The sequence below is a fragment of the Alteromonas antoniana genome, from assembly GCF_019249295.1.
GTDB lineage: Bacteria > Pseudomonadota > Gammaproteobacteria > Enterobacterales > Alteromonadaceae > Alteromonas > Alteromonas antoniana.
In genome coordinates this window covers 17,561-37,226 of sequence record NZ_JAESDH010000021.1, presented here as the reverse complement: position 1 = coordinate 37,226, position 19,666 = coordinate 17,561, and the positions used below count along the sequence as shown (strand labels likewise).

Genomic DNA, 19,666 nt, shown 5'->3' with positions numbered 1-19,666 from the left:
CCAGGCATAGCCTCTAAGCGCTCGCGCTGTGAGTGTGAGTCATGGCTGACAGGGAGGAAACAGGCGTCAGGCAGATTGCGAGATGCAACTATTGAGAGGTTGAGAGTTCGCGAGTTTGAGATGTTGTAAGGTTGAAAGTTTGAAAGTTTGAAAGCACAAGCTAAGCGACACGTAGCAGGAAAGACATGCCAGCAAGACAAAGTATTTAGACGGTAAAACACCGCCCTTTCGGTGTACTAACCATTTGCTGAAACCGCGAAAATGAAAAACGCCCGTGGTCGGGCGTTTTGCTAACTATCTGCGACGAGACTGCGGCTTTTGTTCTTTGCGAACCCGGTGCTTTTTCACCGAGCGGCGCATTCGGCTTAAGCGAGCATGATCCAGCTTGTTCTGACGGGCATCCACCAGCGATTGCGTTTCACCATCAAGCTGAACCAGCGAGCGCAGGGCGTTGACATCTTCTAACTGAAGTTCAACCCAGGCACCCTGTGGTAATCGCTTTTGCAGCTCAATAGGCCCGTAACGTACACGGATAAGACGACTCACCTGCATCTCCTGTGATTCCCACAAGCGGCGAACCTCACGGTTGCGACCTTCTGATAAGGTGACGTTGTACCAGCGGTTCATGCTCTCATCATCACCCGGCTTCGGCGTGACAGAAGTAAAATGCGCTTCGCCGTCTTCCAGTTTCACGCCTTTTTTCAGCGTATTGATCATCTGGTTAGAGACTTCACCGAACACGCGCACCGAATATTCCCGCTCTACCTCGCACTTAGGGTGCATCAGGCGGTTGGCCAGCTCACCATCATTAGTAAACAACAATAAGCCTGAAGTATTTATATCTAAGCGGCCCACCGCAATCCAGCGACCAAGGCGAATTGCAGGAAGGCGGTCAAACACCGTATCCCGCCCTTCCGGATCGTGACGGCTGCACAGCTCACCCTCGGGTTTGTTATACATCAGCACGCGACAGACCGGCTTTTCGGTCTGACGTGACAGCAAGTGGCCATCAACACGGATTTGCGCACTGGCGTCAACGCGATCTCCCAGTGTTGCCACTGAGCCGTTTACTGACACCCTGCCCTGTTCAATCCAACGTTCCATTTCACGGCGTGAGCCTAGTCCCTGATTGGCCAACACCTTCTGTAACTTTTCAGTCATTTAACGTTACACTCTTTGCTTCGTTGATTTCATTCGCACGATCTGTCAATTCAGATGGTGCCTCTTTTTGTATTGATGCGGTTGCTGCCTGATCGGTTTCCTCTGCCATTTGTGCAAAGGCGTCAGCGCTGGGCAACTCACTCAATGATGTCAGTGAAAAGTAATCCAAAAAACCCCGCGTTGTTGCGTATAACGCTGGGCGTCCGGGAACTTCTTTGTGTCCGACCACTTTTATCCAGTCTCGCTCGGTCAGCGTTTTAATAATATTGCTGCTTACGGCTACACCGCGTACCTGCTCAATTTCACCCCGGGTGATTGGCTGGCGATAAGCGATTAGCGCCAGCGTTTCCAGCATCGCGCGGGAATACCGCGGCGCTGTTTCCTGCCATAACAAACTCAGCCACGGGCTCAGGCTGTCCAGCGACTGAAAGCGATAGCCGCTGGCCACTTCCACTAGCTGTATCCCGCGCGGCTGATAGTCCAGTACCAGCGCTTTCAACACTTCGGACAATGCGCGCTCTGACACCGTGAATTCTGACAGTACAGTTTCACGCAATTGTTGCCGGCTAAGAGGCTTGTCGGCCACAAATAACGCGGCTTCTACCAGTTGCTTAAGCTGAGTCTTGTTGATCTTCTTCATGACTGCCCAATTTTACATGAATTCGCGCATAAGGTCCCGCCTGTACACATAATAGCAGGCTCTCTTTCACCAGCTCCAGAATTGCCAGAAACGTAACTATCACACCGGCCTTCCCCTCCTCCGGGGTAAACAAGGATTCCAGTGGTGTATATTGTGCAGCCGATACCATCGACAGGATCATGGACATCCGCTCCCGCGTACTCAGCGCCTCCCGTTCAATGGTGTGATGCTCGAACGCTTCTGCGCGTTTCATGGCCTGACTGAATGCCAGTACCAGCTCCTGAAGTGACACATCAGGCTCTACCCGTACCGGCGCGACAGACTCAGTGGTATCGACGTGAACGGTGAAAATATCGCGCTCCAGCCGCGGCTGACTATCCAAATCTTCGGCGGCCTGCTTCACCAGCTCATATTCTTTCAGACGGCGGATCAGCTCGGCACGCGGATCCTCTTCGTCATCGTCATCGTCACTGCGCCGGGGCAACAACAGTCGCGATTTTATTTCTGCCAGAATGGCCGCCATCAGCAGGTATTCGGCAGCCAGTTCGAGGCGCAGCTCTCGCATCACCTCCACATATTCCATGTATTGACGGGTGACGTCGGCGATGGGAAGCGTGGTGATATCAAACTTCTGTTTGCGGATAAGATAGAGCAACAAGTCCAGCGGCCCTTCAAAGCTTTCCAGGATCACTTCCAGCGCATCCGGCGGAATATACAAATCCTGCGGCTTTTCAATTACCGCCTCGCCGTTAATAAATGCCAGCGGCAGCGGCTGTTGCACAGGCTCATTACTGCCGGCCGTTACCGCAGAGGGTTCAGTTGCGCTGTCAGTCTCGCTCATAGGAACACAGAAGGGTCTCCGGAACCTTCCCGGACAATGGTGGCGCCACCTTCGGACAAGTCCACTACCGTTGTGGGTTGTTCGCCAAGATAGCCGCCGTGAATAATCAGTCCCACCTGCTTTTCAAGACGGTCGCGAATGACGTCAGGATCGGACTCCGCCATGGCATTGCCCGGCAAAATCAGCGAGGTCGACATAAGCGGCTCATCCAGCGTTTCCAGTAGCTTTAGTGCGATAATATTGTCAGGAACACGAATGCCGATCGTTTTGCGCTTTGGATTTTGCAGACGACGGGGCACTTCACGGGTGGCCTTCAGCACGAAAGTATAAGGCCCTGGCGTATTGTTTTTGATCTGCCTGAAGGCAACGTTATCTACCTTGGCATACACAGACAGTTCTGACATATCACGACACATCAGCGTGAAATTGTGCTCTTTGTCTATCTGGCGGATGCGGCATAACTGATCCAGCGCTTTTTTATCGTCCATCTGACAACCAATGGCGTAGCCTGAATCGGTGGGATAAACCACCACCTCACCCTGTCTGATGAGCTCGCAAGCCTGCTTTAACAGTCGTGGCTGCGGATTATCAGGGTGAATATAAAAAAACTGACTCATGGATATTCCTGTTGTGGTGCACTGCCAAGCTGAGTCCAATTGTGCCATACCGGCGTCAAGTGGGAAGCGATCCCTAAATTTCGTCCCAGCTCTGTCCAGCGTGACGGAAAATGAAAGTCCGAACCGGCAGAGGCAAGCAATTCGTACTCTTTCGCTAATTCGTTTATAATAGTCTGTTTATCCTTCGCGATACCGGGAAACGCCGTTTCTATCGCATCTCCACCGACACCGGCAAATTCAGCAACCAGTCTGCGCAGCCACTTTGTGGTCATGTCATAGTGCGCCGGGTGGGCCAGCACCGCCTGACCACCTGCATTCTGGATCCACTGCACGGCTTCTTCAATGGTCGGCCACTGGGCTTTCACCATGGCCCGTTTACCTTTACCAAGATACTTTTTAAACACCGTGTCCATCGACGCCACACCATATTGTTCCACCAGTACACGGGCAAAATGGGCCCGGGTTACCTGTCCGACGCCGGCCTGTGCCCTGGCCTTTTCCAGCACGCCTTCAAAACCACACTTTTCCAGCTTTTCGGCAATTTTCTCTGCACGTTCATCACGAACTTTCGCCTGTTCGTTCAGACGTTGCCGAAACGTCTCGTCCTGTCGGTTAACATTTAATCCAACAATATGAATATCGAAGCCGTGCCATCGGGTAGAGATTTCTACCCCATCAATAATAGTTAACGGGCGTTTTTGTTGCGCCTGCCAGGCATGCGCCTCTTCCAGACCGGCCACAGTATCGTGGTCCGTAATCGCCAGCACATCAATCTGCATATTGTGCGCACGCGCCAGTAATTCCTGTGGCGTCAGGTGTCCATCTGAATAGCGGGTGTGACTGTGTAAATCAATTTTCAAAGTATTTCGCAAATTATCGGTTGACAGCAAAGTGAATTTGTTTTCTTCTATATGGCGAAGTATACGGACTAACTAACTCGATGCCTATCGAAGTTTTAGCCAACGAAGAGAATTTTAAGACCATGCGTACAATCCCCCAATTACAAACTGCACATGTTGCAATCTGGTGGTGGCACTCCCTCACATGACGGGCGGTGTGCGCGATGGTGCGTGAATAACACAAGAAAAGGCCCGTTTTTAACGGGCCTTTTTTTTTACTTTTTGACATTCGCAGCGGGAGAAATGCGATTATGAGTTTAGCCGAACTGGGCGTAAGTCCGGGCAAAGTAGAAACCATAGAGCAGGTCGGGCATTACATAGATGATCCCCTGGCAGCCTTTGCCCATCTTTGTGCTGACACCCGGCATGCACTGCTGTTGGAATCAGCGGAAATCGATTCTAAGGACAATCTGCAAAGCCTGTTGATGGTAGATGCCGCGCTACGATTTGAATGCCGCGATCAGACGGTTACTGTGACAGCGCTTACGGGCAATGGACGTTCTGTACTCCCTATATTCGACGCACATTGCCCCACGGGGATCCACTGTGAACTACGCGACGATACTGCGGTTCTCAGCTGCCAGACGCCAGACAGTACGCTGGATGAAGATGCCCGCTTAAAGGCCGCCAGTGTGTTTGATGCGCTGCGCACGATAGTCAATCACATCACGCCAATCCGCCAGAACCCGCATGCGGTGTTTCTGGGGGGCGTGTTTGCTTACGACCTGCTGGCGACATTTGAACAGCTTCCTGATGTGGCCGAAGGTGACAACGATTGCCCGGACTTTGTTTTTTATCTGGCTGAAACCTTATTAACCGTAGATCATCAGACCCGTGAAACCCAGTTAATTGGCAGCGTATTCTCCGGTCCCGACGTTGCCCAACAGTATTTCCGTGTGGCGCAGCGATTGGAAGCATTGCAACATGCACTGCACGAGGTGGAATCCAGACCTGCCGCCACAAGCAAAACATCACCCGACACGGTGGACGTGCAGGTAGATAAATGCGATGAGACGTTCAAAGAGGATGTGGTAAACCTGAAGTCCCACATTTTAAGTGGGGATATTTTTCAGGTCGTTCCCTCCCGCACTTTCTCTCTTCCCTGTCCGTCTCCCCTTGCCGCTTACGCCCAGTTAAAACAACAAAATCCCAGCCCATACATGTTCTTTATGCAGGATGAAGCATTCAGCATTTTCGGGGCATCGCCGGAATCGGCCCTAAAGTACGAGCGAGATACCAATCAGGTAGAAATTTACCCTATCGCCGGTACCCGTCCGCGCGGAAAGCGCGCTGATGGCAGTATTAATCCGGACTTAGATTCACGTATTGAACTGAACCTGCGTGAAGACACCAAAGAAAAAGCCGAGCACATTATGCTGGTTGATTTAGCGCGCAATGACGTTGCCAAAGTCAGTCGTCCGGGCAGCCGGTTCGTAAAAGACTTGCTGAAAGTTGACCGGTATTCACACGTCATGCACCTGGTGTCCCGCGTGGTAGGTCAGTTGCGTGATGATTTAGATGCCCTGCATGCCTATCAGGCCTGCATGAACATGGGCACACTGGTTGGCGCTCCGAAAGTCAGCGCGGCATCGCTCATCCGCGACGTTGAAGGCAAACGACGGGGCAGCTATGGCGGCGCAGTGGGCTATATCAATGGTCAGGGTGATATGGATACCTGCATCGTGATCCGCTCTGCATTTGTTAAAAACGGTCGCGCCTATATTCAGGCCGGTGCTGGCGTGGTTTACGATTCAGACCCACAATCCGAAGCGGACGAAACCCGCACCAAGGCGCAGGCAGTGATCAACGCAGTTGCCCAGTCTCAACCAACAGGGGAGCTGTGAACATGAATAAGCCTGTTACTGTATTTTTGCTGGATAACGTAGACTCCTTCACTTACAACCTGGTGGATGAACTTCGCGCCATGAACCTGCATATCATTGTGTATCGGAATACTGTGAATGCAGATGTATTGATAGACAAAATGGCAGCCCAGGCAGAGCATGGCCCGGTGCTGCTGATGCTATCACCCGGACCGGGTGCACCCCACGAGGCAGGCTGTATGCCGGAGCTGCTTAAACGTGTGGCCGGTATCTATCCGGTACTGGGAATTTGTTTGGGACATCAGGCTATTGTTGCCCACTACGGTGGGGAAATCGGACGCGCTGAAGCCGTGATGCACGGTAAATCTTCACCGGTATCGCATAATGGCAAGGCCATGTTCGAAAACATGCCTCAGCCGTTGCCGGTAGCGCGCTATCACTCACTGGTAGCCCTGACGCTGCCCGACTGTCTCGTGCCCTGTGCACAGTTTGAAGATATTGTCATGGCGGTGCATCATCCCGACGACCGGATGCTGGGTTTCCAGTTTCACCCTGAATCTATTCTCACTGCCGATGGCAGCCAGTTGCTGTTACAAAGTATTCACTATCTGACCGAAAAGGAAACTCATCGTGTTTGATGCGACCCCTTTACTTGAAAAACTGTTTGCTAAAGAACACCTAAGCCAGTCTCAGGCATTTTCTCTGTTCAACAGCATCATGCATGGCGAACAGCCGGAACCGGTACTGGCGTCCATTCTTACCGCACTGAAACTGAACGGCGAATCACCCAACGAGATTGCCGGTGCAGCCAGTGCCATGGTGTCAAATGCGCTGCCCTTTCCAACGCCGGATTATCCGTTTGCCGATATTGTTGGCACTGGCGGCGATGGCCACAATACGATTAATATTTCCAGCGCTGCAGGCGTGGTGGCGGCAGCCTGTGGTGTTAAAGTGGCCAAACACGGTAATCGCAGCGTGTCGAGTAAATCAGGCTCTGCGGACTTGTTTCGTCAGTTCGGTGTTAAGCTGGAAATTACCCCTCAGACGGCAAGAGCGTGTCTGGATGACGCGAACTTTTGCTTCCTGTTTGCACCTGTGTATCATGCTGGCATGCGCTTCGCCGCCCCTGTACGTGCGGCAATGAAAACCCGCACGCTGTTTAATATTCTGGGCCCTCTTGCAAACCCGGCCAGCCCGACTCACGGGTTGTTTGGCGTGTACTCTCCGGAGCTATTGGAGCCCTACGCCAGAACGCTGATGTTACTTGGCCAGCATCGCGCCATGATTGTTCATGGCGATGGCCTGGACGAGCTCGCGCTGCATGGTGAGTCTGTCATTTTGGATCTGGAGCATGGCGATATTCGCAAGCGCACCGTAACCACAAAGGATTTTGGACTACCGACTTATCCGTTGTCAGAGATAGAAGGCGGCGAGCCGGATGAAAATCGAAAGATGGTGGAAGCAGCATTAGGCGGCCAGGGCAAAGAAGCCCACCGCGCCGCCATTGCCATGAACTGTGCCGCACTCTTGAAATTAACCGATACCGTCGACAGTTTTAAGGAAGGCGCGGAAATGGCAATGGACGCTATGGAGAATGCGCTGCCACTGGAAGTGCTGACTAAGGTCGCCAGAATCAGTCAACAGGAGCCTGATAATAATGCCTAACGTGCTTGAAAAAATTGTTGCCGACAAACGCGAAGAACTGAAAGATCGCATGGCAGCCCTGCCGCTGGAGCAGGTTAAGCAAAATCTGACGCCCTCGCGCAAGAACCTGTTCGAGGCTCTGAGTGCACCGAATGCCGGATATATATTTGAATGCAAAAAAGCGTCGCCTTCCAAAGGCCTTATCCGCGAGCATTTCGATCTTGATGAAATTCTGCAGGCGTTTACGCCATTCGCCGCTGGCATTTCTGTGCTGACGGACGAGAAGTACTTTCAGGGCAGCTATGACTATCTGGCTTATGTGACCGAACGGGTCTCGCAGCCCGTATTAAACAAAGATTTCTTCGTCAATGACTATCAGGTGTATCTGGCACGCTACTATAACGCCGATGCCATTTTACTGATGCTCAGCGTACTGGATGACGACACCTACAGACAGTTGCATACTCTCGCGGACGAGTTACAGCTTGATGTACTCACTGAAGTCAGCAATGAAGAAGAGATGGAACGTGCAATAGCGCTCAAATCCCGGATTATCGGCATCAACAACCGTAATCTGCGGGACTTGTCTACGGATCTCGCCGCCACAGAACGCCTTGTACCGATGCTGGAGAAAGCCACACACGATTTTGTCGTGATTTCTGAATCAGGAATTTACACGCATCAGGATGTGCGCCGTCTGGCCCCGCTGTGTAACGGCTTTCTGGTTGGCAGCGCACTGATGGCGCAACAGGATTTACCACGCGCGGTTCGACAATTAGTGCTGGGTACCGTAAAAGTCTGCGGACTGACCTCCCCTGACGATGCAACGGCGGCGTTTGATGCCGGTGCCGCTTTCGGCGGTTTGATTTTTGCCCAGAAGTCACCCCGCTGCGTAACCACTGCGCAGGCAAAAGATATCGTCACACACACACCGGGACAGTATGTCGGCGTTTTCGTCAACGAAGATAACCGTGTAGTTGCAGAAACCGCCGCGTCGCTGCACTTAAGCGCGGTGCAACTGCATGGCGATGAAGATGCCAGTTACCGGCAGACGCTGCGTGACGCACTGCCTGCACACTGTGAATTGTGGCAGGCTGTGGGTGTAACAGATACGCTGCCGGATGCGGTAAGTGAAGTATTAAAAGACGGTAACGTGAATCGTGTGCTGCTGGACTGTAAAGTGGGCGCCCAAACCGGCGGCACGGGACAACAGTTTGACTGGTCCCTGCTTAGCAACATTGAGGATAAATCCAGGCTGGTACTGGCAGGCGGTATAGGGCCTGACTCTGTTGCCGACGCTCTTAGCACCGGGGCCGGTATCGTCGATGTTAACTCGGGCGTAGAAACCGCGCCGGGTATCAAATCGAAAGACAAAATCACGGCGCTTTTTGACGCCAGCAGACAGTATTAATTTAACGAACAGGACAACACATGGAACAGCTTAACCCCAAATTTGGTGACTACGGTGGCATGTATGTGCCTGAGTTGCTGATCCCCGCGCTTGAACAACTCGAACAGGAGTTTATGAAGGCGCAGAAAGATCCCGACTTTAAAGACGAGTTTATGGCGCTGCTGAAAGACTACGCCGGTCGTCCCACAGCGATGACATTAACGCGTAATCTGGTAAGCAACCCCAAAGTAAAACTGTACCTGAAGCGTGAAGACTTGCTTCATGGCGGCGCCCACAAAACCAATCAGGTGCTGGGACAGGCCCTGCTCACCAAGCGTATGGGCAAAACCGAAGTGATTGCAGAAACGGGAGCAGGACAGCATGGCGTTGCGACGGCGCTGGCCTGTGCGCTGCTGGGATTAAAAGCGCGCATTTATATGGGCGCGAAGGACGTGGAGCGCCAGGCGCCTAACGTTTTCCGTATGCGCCTGATGGGTGCAGAGGTGATCCCGGTGACCGCCGGCTCAGGTACACTGAAAGATGCCGTAAATGAAGCGTTGCGAGACTGGTCAGCGAATTATGATACTGCCCACTATTTACTGGGAACTGCTGCAGGTCCGCACCCCTTCCCCACTATTGTGCGCGAATATCACCGAATGATTGGTGAAGAAACCCGCGAACAGATCATGGAGAAAGAAGGCCGTCTGCCAGATGCGGTAGTGGCCTGCGTCGGTGGTGGCTCCAATGCCATTGGCATGTTTGCAGACTTTATTGATGAGCCCTCAGTGCGTTTAGTTGGTGTCGAGCCTGCCGGTAAAGGCGTTCACACCAAAGAACATGGCGCTACCATCTGTACCGGTACCAAAGGCATTTTGCACGGCGCTCTGACGTACATCATGCAGGACGAAGAAGGCCAGATTGAAGAAAGTTATTCTGTGTCCGCCGGTCTGGACTATCCTGCCGTAGGTCCGCAACACGCCCATCTTGCAGATATTGGCCGCGCCGAATATGTGGCATGTACCGACGAAGAAGCGCTGAATGCGTTTCAGTTACTGGCCCGCAAAGAAGGAATTATTCCTGCACTGGAGTCCTCCCATGCGCTGGCGCATGCATTGAATATGGCTGATGAAGCCGAGGAAGAAACCATTATTGTGGTGAACCTGTCAGGCCGGGGAGATAAAGACCTGGCACACGTAACCAAGATCCTGGGAGAAAATGTCGATGGATAGATACGCCGCTATGTTTGATCGCCTGCAGGAAGAAAATGCAGGCGGGTTTGTGCCCTTTGTCATGATTGGCGATCCGGATATTGAGACTTCCGAAAGAATCATCTGTCAGCTGATTGAATCAGGAGCCGATGCGCTGGAACTGGGGATCCCGTATTCTGATCCGGTTGCTGACGGCCCCACTATTCAGGCAGCCGCGCTGCGCGCGTTGGGCAGCAAAGTCACGCCGGGCGCCTGTCTTGAGATGCTCTCACGCGTCAGAGAAAAATACCGTGATATTCCCATCGGTCTGCTGCTTTATAGCAATCTGGTGTACTCGCGCGGTATCGAAAATTTCTATCAGAAAGCCGCCGATGCCGGCGTCGATTCTGTATTGGTAGCCGATGTACCACTGCGTGAAGCGGATCCGTATATTGCTGCAGCAAAAGCTGTGGGCATGAGTCAAATCCTGATTGCGCCACCCAATGCTTCTGACACCACGTTAAAGCGTATTGGAGAGCATTCAGAAGGTTATACATATCTGCTTGGTCGTGCTGGCGTGACAGGTGCAGAAACTGCAGCGCAAGTGCCTGCCGATGACCTGATTAATAAGCTTCGTGAATATCAGTGTGCCCCTCCGCTGTTGGGCTTTGGGATCTCTACACCTGAACAGGTAAAAACCGCCATTACCGCAGGTGCAGCCGGCGCAATTTCAGGGTCGGCGACGGTTAATATCATTGCCGAAAATCTTGAAGACGAGCCGGCCATGTTACGCGCGCTGGACAGCTTTGTGCGCAGCATGAAAGCGGCAACTGCGAAGGATTAACCCATGTACTATATGATTTGCGCGACCGACGTCCCTGACTCGCTGGAAAAGCGCCTGGCTGCCCGTCCGGATCACCTGGCACGCCTGGAAGCGCTCAAAAGCGAAGGTCGCTTGTTGATAGCAGGGCCATTCCCTGCCATCGACAGCCCGGATCCTGGTCCGGCTGGCTTTACCGGCTCGCTGGTAGTGGCGGAGTTTGACTCGCTGGAACAGGCGCAATCGTGGGCTGATGCTGACCCATACATTGCGGCGGGCGTGTATCAGGAAGTTGTGGTGAAACCGTATAAAAAGGTGCTGCCCTGACAGGGGGTAATTGAGCCGGAACGTTGTCGGAAGCAAAAAGCAGCCGTCCCTGAAACGCCTCAGTTATCGCTCAGCTCCCCTTCCAACATTGGTTCACAGACAGTAAAAAGCCGCCATCTCTGGCGGCTTTGTTGTTTCCCGGCGTGCTGACGTATCACTTTCACATTGAGCAAGTATTTGCTGTCATGCGCTGCCAGAACTTACTTTTACAAATTAACTTTATCGTGATCGCCCATTTCTTCCGGATCGACTGTCTTTCCGGTCATTAACTTAAACATGCCTTTGAAGCTGGCATCCACATCCCAGATTTCAGCATCGTCCAGTTCAAAACGCAGCATCATCATGGCTGGATCTTCACGACCCTCGTCATACCAGGCCGCCACTTGTTTTGACCAGTATTTATCAATAATCTCTTCGCGGGTCTCTTCCACCAGCGTGCCACGTATGCAGGCGAACACATCATGCCCTTTGGCCGCAAAGTGAACCATGGCTTTGCCCCCCTGCGCAATCCGGTTATCTTTGGTGGTATAAAACCAGAATTCGCTGTCAGCGTCTTTATCCAGCTGTGCATGCATAGGTTCGGCATGCTCGTCGTTGGCAGTCAGACTCACCAGTACGTTCGGGCTGTCTGCCATGGCTTTCCACATTGTCGTTCTGATATCTGAAGACATAAAATGTATCTCCCTTTTGTAAGTGACTGCCAGTCTTTACGGCTGGCATCGTAAATTTGATCTCCGGCACAGCCATACAGGCTGCTTGCTACCAGTCGTGCAGCAGCTATGCCATCACATCTGGTTTTCCTTTCAGTTCGCGCTAGCCGCGGGCTTCAACTAAAAAGAGAGATGGCTATTTTCGACGTCACACAGGCGGTGAAGAGTAATCCGTACACTGCACATGACAGAATTACAGAAGCCGTTGTTTCTTTGAGAATTATCATGGGCATGTACGAAAAGCTTCGGTAGTATGGGAAGATACAAAACCGTGTAGTAAGGTCTGATTCAGCAAAGGTTCAGACGACCGGATTACTCTTATGTCATATAATTACACACAGTAACGCACCGGCATCAGCTTGTGATGGCTGTGGTTATGTGAGCAGTGAAAGGTATTGTCAAAGTATGAAGCGATGGTGGTTAACAATCCTGATGGTGATTACGCTGGGCTTAGGCCCGGCGAGTGATGCCGTTGCCCGTCAGGATCGTAATGACAATGCCGTTGAAAGCAAAGCCCAGGCTGCGGAAAAAGCGCGCAAGCAAGTGAATGGTCGCGTCCTGCGGGTTGACCAGACGCGCACTGCCTATCGGGTGAAAGTGCTTAAGAAGTCCGGACGCGTGGTATCTGTAGATGTCGATAAACGTTCGGGACAGGTTAAATCTTCAGATCAAAGGAATTCAGATCGGTAATGCGTATTTTAATTGCCGAGGACGATAGTCGTCTTCTTACCCAACTCGATACTCTTATGCAGCAAAACGGTTATAGCGTAGATTTGGCTGACAATGGTGAGCACGCGCTGTTTTTGCTGACAGAGCACGCTTACGACTTAGCCATTGTTGATATTGGTTTACCCAAACTTGATGGTTTCGATGTCATTCGCCGGGCCAGACAGTCAGATGTTCGCTGTCCGGTGCTTATTCTGACTGCCCGCGACCGCTGGCAGGAAAAAGTAGAAGGACTGGACGCCGGTGCAGATGACTACCTGACAAAGCCATTTCACAACGAAGAATTGCTGGCGCGTGTTAAGGCGCTGATACGCCGTGCGTCAGGACAAGCCAACCCGGTGGTTCAGTTTGGTCCGCTCGCGCTCGATACCGTCAGCGAGGAAATTCGTGTTCACGATAAAGCGCTGGATCTAACTGCATACGAATACAAAGTGATGGAGTACCTGATGCTGAATCCGCAAAAGGTGATTTCCAAGACCGAACTGACTGAACACATTTATGATCAGGATTTCGATCTGGACAGCAACGTGATCGAAGTATTCGTCGGCAGACTGCGCAAGAAAATAGATCCTGAAGGCAACATGAAGCCAATCGAAACGTTGCGTGGCCGGGGCTACAGGATAAACCGCGATCTATGAAGGGTCTCTCCCTTCGACTACGTAATATCCTGGTTGCGGTGATTGCACTGGGCCTTTTTATACCTGCCACCGTGTTGACGCTGGACAAGGCCTACACCACCAGCCTGACGCAGGCGAAGCTGGACGAAATGAAGCTGATGAGCCTGGCACTGGTGTCCGCTTTCGAGCTTGATGGTGATATTCCCTATATGCCCGAGCTGCTGTACGAAGAACAGCTGAATTTACCGGATTCCGGGTACGTAGGAATGATCGCCTTTCGCGGCAAAGTGGTCTGGCAATCCGCTTCTGCACTTAATTTTACGATCACCACACCGCCACCAGCCCCGGAAGTTGGAAAAGAGCGCTTTACGGAAGATTATCGCGCCAAGTTCGACGACGATAACCGCTATTTCGCTTACGCCTTTACTGCTGAGTTCGCCTCCTCTACCGACTTCGAACCAGTACGTTTTTATATTTTCAATGACAAGCAGGAGTTTAATGCCGAACGCCGGGCTTTCGTCGATACGGTGTGGCAGTGGATGTTGCTGCTTTCTGTCGGCTTACTGATTTTGATCATTCTGGGGATAAGCCTGGTGCTGGCTCCGGTGAGAAAGCTGATTGACGAAATACACCTTACCGCCCGCGGCGAACAAAAACAGCTTAGTGCCAACTACCCGAAAGAATTTGATGGCCTGAAACAGTCAATTAATCACCTGCTGCAGGCAGAAGCCGAACAGCGTGCCCGCTATAAAAACAGTCTGGGCGATCTTGCGCATAGTCTGAAAACGCCTCTGGCGGTTGCTACTGGTTCAAGCCCTTTACCCGAGCAGGCAAAGGAAGCGTTAGGCCAGATTGACCAGCTTATCCAGCGTCAGCTGAAACGCGCGTCGGCAGGTAAAACGGGATGGCAGTCTGCCGTTCCGATCGCCCCGGTAGTGCAGAAACTGTTTTCGGCGATGGAAAAAGTGCATCACGATAAGCAGCTATCTTACACATTGGAAGCCGATGAAAACTGCAAATTTGTCGGCGACAATACCGACCTGATGGAGCTGTTTGGCAACCTTATTGATAACGCCAGTAAAGCCGCCAAAACCGGGGTATGGGTGACCGTGAGTGTTGAAGGCCAGTGGCTGACAATATTGATTGATGATGATGGCCCCGGCATACCGCAGGAACAAAAAGACCGCCTGCTTCTTCGTGGTGAAAGGCTTGATGCCTACACCGAAGGGCAAGGCATAGGCATGGCCGTCGTGACCGATCTGGTTGCCATTTATGAAGGCCAGCTATCCATTCAGGACGCCCCGCAAGGTGGCGCCCGTATTCAGGTTAGGTTTCCGCAATAAACGACCTGTTTTCCGTAGCTTAGAAGCAGATGACTGCCCTGGCGTAACCGTGCATCTTCGCTGCCGGGAAAAGCAAATCCAGTTTATGCGACTTTACCTGGCGGCTTCTCGTCACCGGCACTCGATAACAGAACCGCAAGCCACTTGCTCTCTTCGCGGGATTCCAGCGCAATTTTTACTACCATCGTCAGCGGCACTGACAACAACATGCCAACGGTACCCAGCAACCAGCCCCAGAAAATCAAAGATAAAAATACCACCAGCGTAGATAAGCCCATGCCACGCCCCATCAGCCGCGGCTCAACCATGTTCCCCATAATGGTATTCACCAGCAGAAAGCCAAGTGCGGCAAGGCCGGCCGACGCGGCGCCGTACTGCACAAACGCGATGAGCACGGCCGGCACAGCAGAGATTATCGAACCAATGTTGGGGATGTAGTTCAGCATAAACGCAAGCACCGCCCACAACATGAAATGGTCAATATCCATGACCCACAGCCATACTCCGATAATTAAGCCGGTGGCCAGACTGACTACCGTTTTAATTGCCAGATAGCTGTTTACCGAGCGAATAAAGCGGTCAATGTGCTGAAGTTTCATGCCTGGGTCGGCCAGCGCAATATGCAAACGGCGAGGAATGCTGTCAGCCTCGAAAAGCATAAAAATCACCGTTAGCAAAATTAAAAACATGTTAGACAGTACGCCGCCCATGCCGCTGATGAAGTTAGTGGCCACAGACATTGCCACACCCGGGTCAAAGTGTGAGGTTACCAGCTCGCGGTTAATATGAATGTTGTAATTTGAGAGTTGATTCACCACCCAGGTGAATTCGGTATCCAGCTGCTGTCTGTATTGCGGCAGATTTTCACGAAACTCGGTCATCGACTGGCCCACCAGCCCAGCAAGAAGAAAACCAAATACCACGATTAACAGTATTACCAGAGTAACAGAGAATATTTTCGGGATGCCTTTACGCGTGCACCAGTTGATTATCGGGCAGCACGCAATCGCGATAAAGACAGATAAGAAAAAAGGCACCATAATCGCGCTGGCGGCTTTGATCCCCGCCAACACGACAACAAGGCTGGCAAGAACAATTAATATTTTGGCTGTTGGGGAGCGCAGTTCCATCATAGTTTTATGCTACATTCCTGACTGTGACGATTGCCACTTTACCCCGTGACACTAACAACTACAAACACGAGAGAGATCATGACGTTAAATCAGGCCACGATTCGAATAAAAAACCTGCGCCTTCGCACCTATATTGGTATTAATGAGGACGAAATTCGCAACAAACAGGATGTTGTCGTTAACGTCAAAATTCATTACGACGCTGAACCTGCCACCAATTCTGATGACATGGAAGATGCCCTGAACTATAAAACCATTACCAAAGCCATTATTCGTCTGGTAGAAGACAACCGCTTTTCGCTGCTTGAAAAACTAACCGCCGACGTACTGGCAATTGCAGCCGATCACAGTTCTGTCAGCTATGCTGAGGTAGAGGTAGATAAGCCACACGCGCTGCGTTTCTCTGATTCGGTATCGCTCACACTTTCATGCAATAAATAACAACGGAGTTGGTATGAATTTACTGCTCACCGGAGGTACTGGGCTGGTTGGTCGCAATGTGATCAAATCGCTGCCCGATGCTGACATCACGGTTCTGACCCGGGATAAAGAGTCAGCGGCCAAAGTACTTCCTGACCGCGTAAAGCTGGTGTCTGCGTTGTCTGAAATTCCGGACTTCTCAGTGTTTGACGGCGTGATAAACCTGGCTGGTGAGCCCATTGCCGATAAACGCTGGACGCCGCTGCAAAAACAACGCATTTGTCAGAGCCGCTGGGACATTACCGCTCAGCTTGTGAGCAGAATCAACGCCTGCGACGCCCCACCGTCGGTATTTTTATCGGGATCTGCCATCGGCTATTACGGCAGACAGGGCGATAAGATCGTCACCGAAGCGTCCCATCAGGTGCACGATGAGTTTACTCATCAGGTGTGCGCCAAGTGGGAGAATCTGGCAGGCGGAGTGACAAAAGAGGAAACCCGCGTGTGTCTGCTTCGCACTGGTGTGGTACTGACAGAAGAAGGCGGTGCGCTGCCCAAAATGGCGCTACCGTTCAAATTTGGTGTTGGCGGAAAGATCAGTGATGGCGAGCAGTATTTGTCGTGGATCCACATTGACGACATGGTACAGGCGATACTGTTTCTATTAAACGATCCGAATGCCAGTGGCGCATACAATCTTACCGCCCCTGAGCCACAGACTAACGCCGCGTTTTCATCCACTCTGGCCCACACCCTGCATCGCCCTAACCTGTTCTTTGTGCCGGCGTTTGTAATGAAACTGGTGCTGGGGGAAGCCGCGGACATGATCTTAACCGGACAGCGAGTATTACCGGATAAACTGACCAAAGCCGGATTCCGGTTTACCTATCCCACGTTAGATGTGGCATTGAAAGAGATATACGATAACTAATGCAGTACCGGACCGCACCCACAATCTCTGTGGATGCGGCCAGCTTTGCGATGATTTACGACGTCTCGCTTACCGGCTTCAGGCTGCCTATATGACGATAATTAAGTCATATGCTGCCCATACTCCGCTTCTACACGCTGGCCTCATAAACGTCTGCAGGTTAGTGGTACAAGTGGGATACGTTCATGGCTAAACCCAGACCGCACAAACACAGTAGCTCAGTGACGTGTTATAAACTCGCTACTCTAATAAGCCCAGTTCAATAGCTTTCAATACAGCGCGGGTGCGATCCCGCACAGCCAGTTTTGCCAGAATGGCGGAGACCTGATTTTTTACCGTCCCGACCGACTTAAACATAGCACTGGCAATTTCCTGATTCGATAATCCGGCAGCCATCAGTCGTAACACTTCTTTTTCTTTGTCAGAAATGGGCTCGACCAGCGCATCAGAAGTATCAACCGGGGCCTGCCGGGAAAGTCCTTTCATCAGCGTTTCGGTCAGTGCAGGCTGGATCAGGCTGCCGCCGCCTGCCAGCTCTTCAATAGCAGCAACCAGTGTTTCCAGCGACACATCTTTAAGCAGATACCCCTTCGCACCGGCCTTGAGTGTGTCCATCACGCTATCGTGATCATCAAAGGTGGTGAGCATCAGTACCGGTATCTGACATCCCGATTCCGCTAAGGCTTTGAGAGTGCTGATGCCATCCATCACCGGCATACGAATATCCAGAAGCAGGACATCCGGTTGCAGCGTATTGATACGTTCAAGCACCTCAGCACCATTGGCCGCCTGTCCAACCACAGTCACCTTTTCTGACAGCGACAACAGACTTTCAATGCCCTGTCGAACCAGCGCCTGATCGTCTGCAAGCATAACCTTAATCATTCAGATTCCTTACGGCCCCTTGACCTTTGATATTCACATTTTTCATTAAATTGTTTGCGATGCAGTCAGGTAAGGTAAGTCAGCTTCCATGATGTGTAGACACTACATGTAAGTAGTCGCACAGCATAAATTGCAAAAAAACCTGCCCCTGCGAGTGCTTTCTAAACGTAGTGTGCGCTGCGTTACTGGTCACATAACTACTGAATGACCCCTATTCCTCGTGCCTTACCTGCACGCGCGGATGCCACAATATTCACACGCCACTGATTAGCAGGCTCTGGGCAACGTAATATGAGTGTGTAACCCCGTCGCTGTGGCATTGATTGCCATAGTACCGCCAAGCGTCAGGATCCTCTCCTGCATTCCCGTAAGGCCGTTTCCGGGCACCGGGGTGCTGACGTCTCTTCCGTTATCTGACATAGTCAACGTAATATCGCTTTCATCTGCAGATAACACAATTGCCAGGGCCTTGGCATTGCTGTGTCGCATGATATTTGTCAGCGTTTCCTGAACCGCTCTTACCACTGCATCGGCCTGTTCGACCGTTAGCTCCGGGACTGCCGAAAGCTCCAGCGTTACCTCGGTTTCGGGAACGTTTGCCGTAAGGGTTTCCAGCGCACTTTTGATGTCTATTCCTTCCTGATCACGAATTTCAGAAACCGCTTCACGCACATCGCTAAGCAACAATTTTGCTATCTGATGGCAGTTACTGACTTTTTCTTTTAAGTCCCCCTCAAGCTGTCGCTCAACCACCTGTAAATGGATGGTCAGGGCTGTCAGGTGATGCCCTAACAGGTCATGAATATTGCGGGCGATACGGGTACGTTCAGCATCTTTTGCAGCAGACTCAAGAAGCACCTGCGTTGCCATCAACTCCCGGTTCAGCGCCTGCGCCTTGGCGTTCGCCTGCTCTTCTTTTAATCGGCTGTTGACCATCACCAATGCAAATAAGTTAAAGGTCCAGAACAGGATGGCTGTCAGCCATGCGCCCTGCTGATGCCAGATAAAATCCTGCGTGATCCAAAGGGGCGCCGACCAGAATACCGATAGCATGATCGCCTTTCTGAACGCCATGAAGTAGATGATTTGGCCCGACCAGATGGTCATGAGAATGCCGTTATAAGAAAATGGCAGGCACACATAAACGCCGATAACGGCAGCAAGCTGAATGAATAACAGTATCGCTCTCACTGCGCTGTCGTGCCTGTAAGGCGCATCCCGGACTGCAGCCAGAAAACCTGCAATAAAGACCAGATAAAAAATCAGGGCCAGGTTCCACTGAAAGAGGCTGACCGACGCAAAACCGAAGGACAGTGTCAGGGCACTACCGGCGACAAGAAGCCAGGTGAAGATGGCTGAAATGGCTTCGGTTCCAATCCTTTCTGCCCATGTTTTACTGGCGTGATGCATAGACGCCTCTGTTCCTCAAAGTGAAGCTCATCCTGAAAGAAAACAGTATGTTACGCAATAGGTCAAAAGTCATGTTTTCTGTCATGACTTTGTGCACTTACCGCGCTAATAGAGAATCGTCACAATGGCATCCACATTTCGT

General features: G+C 51.7%; 21 protein-coding genes. 12 read left to right on the top strand and 9 right to left on the bottom strand.

Translation table 11 applies throughout. The features are described 5' to 3' along the window. Nucleotides 1-294: 294 nt before the first annotated feature. The 5 genes from rluB to JKP77_RS16580 are packed head-to-tail and all read right to left on the bottom strand — an operon-like array spanning nt 295 to nt 4,119. Nucleotides 295-1,161, bottom strand: coding sequence for a 23S rRNA pseudouridine(2605) synthase RluB (gene rluB, locus JKP77_RS16600; RefSeq protein ID WP_218312279.1), 867 nt, complete (start codon nt 1,159-1,161; stop codon nt 295-297). Further along, nucleotides 1,154-1,801, bottom strand: a complete 648-nt coding sequence (gene scpB, locus JKP77_RS16595; RefSeq protein ID WP_218312278.1) for an SMC-Scp complex subunit ScpB — start codon at nt 1,799-1,801, stop codon at nt 1,154-1,156. Before scpB ends, rluB begins: the two co-directional genes overlap by 8 nt. Beyond that, nucleotides 1,773-2,642 carry a segregation and condensation protein A gene (locus JKP77_RS16590; protein WP_218312277.1) on the bottom strand — a complete coding sequence of 290 codons (870 nt, stop codon included), beginning with the start codon at nt 2,640-2,642 and terminating at the stop codon, nt 1,773-1,775. The genes scpB and JKP77_RS16590 overlap by 29 nt, the downstream gene beginning before the upstream one ends. Further along, the gene (locus JKP77_RS16585) at nt 2,639-3,259 is read right to left on the bottom strand and encodes an L-threonylcarbamoyladenylate synthase (RefSeq protein ID WP_218312276.1); all 621 of its coding nucleotides are present in this window, start codon (nt 3,257-3,259) and stop codon (nt 2,639-2,641) included. Before JKP77_RS16585 ends, JKP77_RS16590 begins: the two co-directional genes overlap by 4 nt. Beyond that, nucleotides 3,256-4,119: a PHP domain-containing protein gene (locus JKP77_RS16580; RefSeq protein ID WP_218312275.1), complete on the bottom strand. Its 864-nt coding sequence runs from the start codon at nt 4,117-4,119 to the stop codon at nt 3,256-3,258. Before JKP77_RS16580 ends, JKP77_RS16585 begins: the two co-directional genes overlap by 4 nt. Nucleotides 4,120-4,409: 290 nt before the next feature. On the opposite strand from JKP77_RS16580, the gene JKP77_RS16575 reads away from it, so the two are divergent. The 7 genes from JKP77_RS16575 to JKP77_RS16545 are packed head-to-tail and all read left to right on the top strand — an operon-like array spanning nt 4,410 to nt 11,349. Next, the gene (locus tag JKP77_RS16575) at nt 4,410-6,002 is read left to right on the top strand and encodes an anthranilate synthase component 1 (RefSeq protein ID WP_218312274.1); all 1,593 of its coding nucleotides are present in this window, start codon (nt 4,410-4,412) and stop codon (nt 6,000-6,002) included. 2 nt (nt 6,003-6,004) lie between these two features. Further along, a complete protein-coding gene (locus JKP77_RS16570) occupies nt 6,005-6,619 on the top strand; it encodes an aminodeoxychorismate/anthranilate synthase component II (protein WP_218312273.1) in 615 nt (204 codons plus the stop codon). Continuing rightward, nucleotides 6,612-7,646 (top strand): anthranilate phosphoribosyltransferase, encoded by a 1,035-nt coding sequence (gene trpD / locus JKP77_RS16565; protein ID WP_218312272.1) that lies wholly within the window; start codon nt 6,612-6,614, stop codon nt 7,644-7,646. Before JKP77_RS16570 ends, trpD begins: the two co-directional genes overlap by 8 nt. Further along, the gene (gene trpCF, locus JKP77_RS16560) at nt 7,639-9,036 is read left to right on the top strand and encodes a bifunctional indole-3-glycerol-phosphate synthase TrpC/phosphoribosylanthranilate isomerase TrpF (protein ID WP_218312271.1); all 1,398 of its coding nucleotides are present in this window, start codon (nt 7,639-7,641) and stop codon (nt 9,034-9,036) included. Before trpD ends, trpCF begins: the two co-directional genes overlap by 8 nt. Before the next feature lie 20 nt (nt 9,037-9,056). After that, nucleotides 9,057-10,244: a tryptophan synthase subunit beta gene (gene trpB, locus JKP77_RS16555; RefSeq protein ID WP_218312270.1), complete on the top strand. Its 1,188-nt coding sequence runs from the start codon at nt 9,057-9,059 to the stop codon at nt 10,242-10,244. Next, a complete protein-coding gene (gene trpA, locus JKP77_RS16550; RefSeq protein ID WP_218312269.1) occupies nt 10,237-11,046 on the top strand; it encodes a tryptophan synthase subunit alpha in 810 nt (269 codons plus the stop codon). Before trpB ends, trpA begins: the two co-directional genes overlap by 8 nt. 3 nt (nt 11,047-11,049) lie before the next feature. Next, nucleotides 11,050-11,349, top strand: coding sequence for a YciI family protein (locus JKP77_RS16545; protein WP_218312268.1), 300 nt, complete (start codon nt 11,050-11,052; stop codon nt 11,347-11,349). Between the two features lie 206 nt (nt 11,350-11,555). Here JKP77_RS16545 and JKP77_RS16540 read toward each other — a convergent pair whose 3' ends face one another. Then, entirely contained in the window at nt 11,556-12,020 is a 465-nt protein-coding gene (locus JKP77_RS16540; protein ID WP_218312267.1) for a pyridoxamine 5'-phosphate oxidase family protein, read from the bottom strand. A 444-nt stretch (nt 12,021-12,464) separates the two neighbouring features. Here JKP77_RS16540 and JKP77_RS16535 point away from each other — a divergent pair, with 444 nt between their 5' ends. Genes JKP77_RS16535 through JKP77_RS16525 form a run of 3 tightly spaced genes read left to right on the top strand, consistent with a single transcriptional unit; the run spans nt 12,465 to nt 14,745 of the window. Further along, nucleotides 12,465-12,749 carry a PepSY domain-containing protein gene (locus JKP77_RS16535; RefSeq protein ID WP_420840074.1) on the top strand — a complete coding sequence of 95 codons (285 nt, stop codon included), beginning with the start codon at nt 12,465-12,467 and terminating at the stop codon, nt 12,747-12,749. Beyond that, nucleotides 12,749-13,423, top strand: coding sequence for a response regulator transcription factor (locus tag JKP77_RS16530; protein ID WP_218312266.1), 675 nt, complete (start codon nt 12,749-12,751; stop codon nt 13,421-13,423). Before JKP77_RS16535 ends, JKP77_RS16530 begins: the two co-directional genes overlap by 1 nt. Continuing rightward, a complete protein-coding gene (locus JKP77_RS16525; protein WP_218312265.1) occupies nt 13,420-14,745 on the top strand; it encodes an ATP-binding protein in 1,326 nt (441 codons plus the stop codon). Before JKP77_RS16530 ends, JKP77_RS16525 begins: the two co-directional genes overlap by 4 nt. 83 nt (nt 14,746-14,828) lie before the next feature. Here the strand turns inward: JKP77_RS16525 and JKP77_RS16520 are convergent, their stop codons facing one another. Further along, nucleotides 14,829-15,875 (bottom strand): AI-2E family transporter, encoded by a 1,047-nt coding sequence (locus JKP77_RS16520; RefSeq protein WP_218312336.1) that lies wholly within the window; start codon nt 15,873-15,875, stop codon nt 14,829-14,831. Nucleotides 15,876-15,956: 81 nt separating this feature from the next. Between JKP77_RS16520 and folX the strand changes: the two genes are divergently transcribed. Together folX and JKP77_RS16510 are read left to right on the top strand one after the other, a co-directional pair. Continuing rightward, entirely contained in the window at nt 15,957-16,319 is a 363-nt protein-coding gene (gene folX / locus JKP77_RS16515; RefSeq protein WP_218312264.1) for a dihydroneopterin triphosphate 2'-epimerase, read from the top strand. 13 nt (nt 16,320-16,332) lie between these two features. After that, the gene (locus tag JKP77_RS16510) at nt 16,333-17,229 is read left to right on the top strand and encodes a TIGR01777 family oxidoreductase (RefSeq protein ID WP_218312263.1); all 897 of its coding nucleotides are present in this window, start codon (nt 16,333-16,335) and stop codon (nt 17,227-17,229) included. 240 nt (nt 17,230-17,469) lie between these two features. On the opposite strand, the gene JKP77_RS16505 is transcribed toward JKP77_RS16510, so the two are convergent. Together JKP77_RS16505 and JKP77_RS16500 are read right to left on the bottom strand one after the other, a co-directional pair. Further along, the gene (locus JKP77_RS16505; RefSeq protein WP_218312262.1) at nt 17,470-18,114 is read right to left on the bottom strand and encodes a response regulator; all 645 of its coding nucleotides are present in this window, start codon (nt 18,112-18,114) and stop codon (nt 17,470-17,472) included. A 267-nt stretch (nt 18,115-18,381) separates the two neighbouring features. Next, nucleotides 18,382-19,524: a sensor histidine kinase gene (locus JKP77_RS16500; RefSeq protein ID WP_218312261.1), complete on the bottom strand. Its 1,143-nt coding sequence runs from the start codon at nt 19,522-19,524 to the stop codon at nt 18,382-18,384. Between the last annotated feature and the right edge of the window lie 142 nt (nt 19,525-19,666).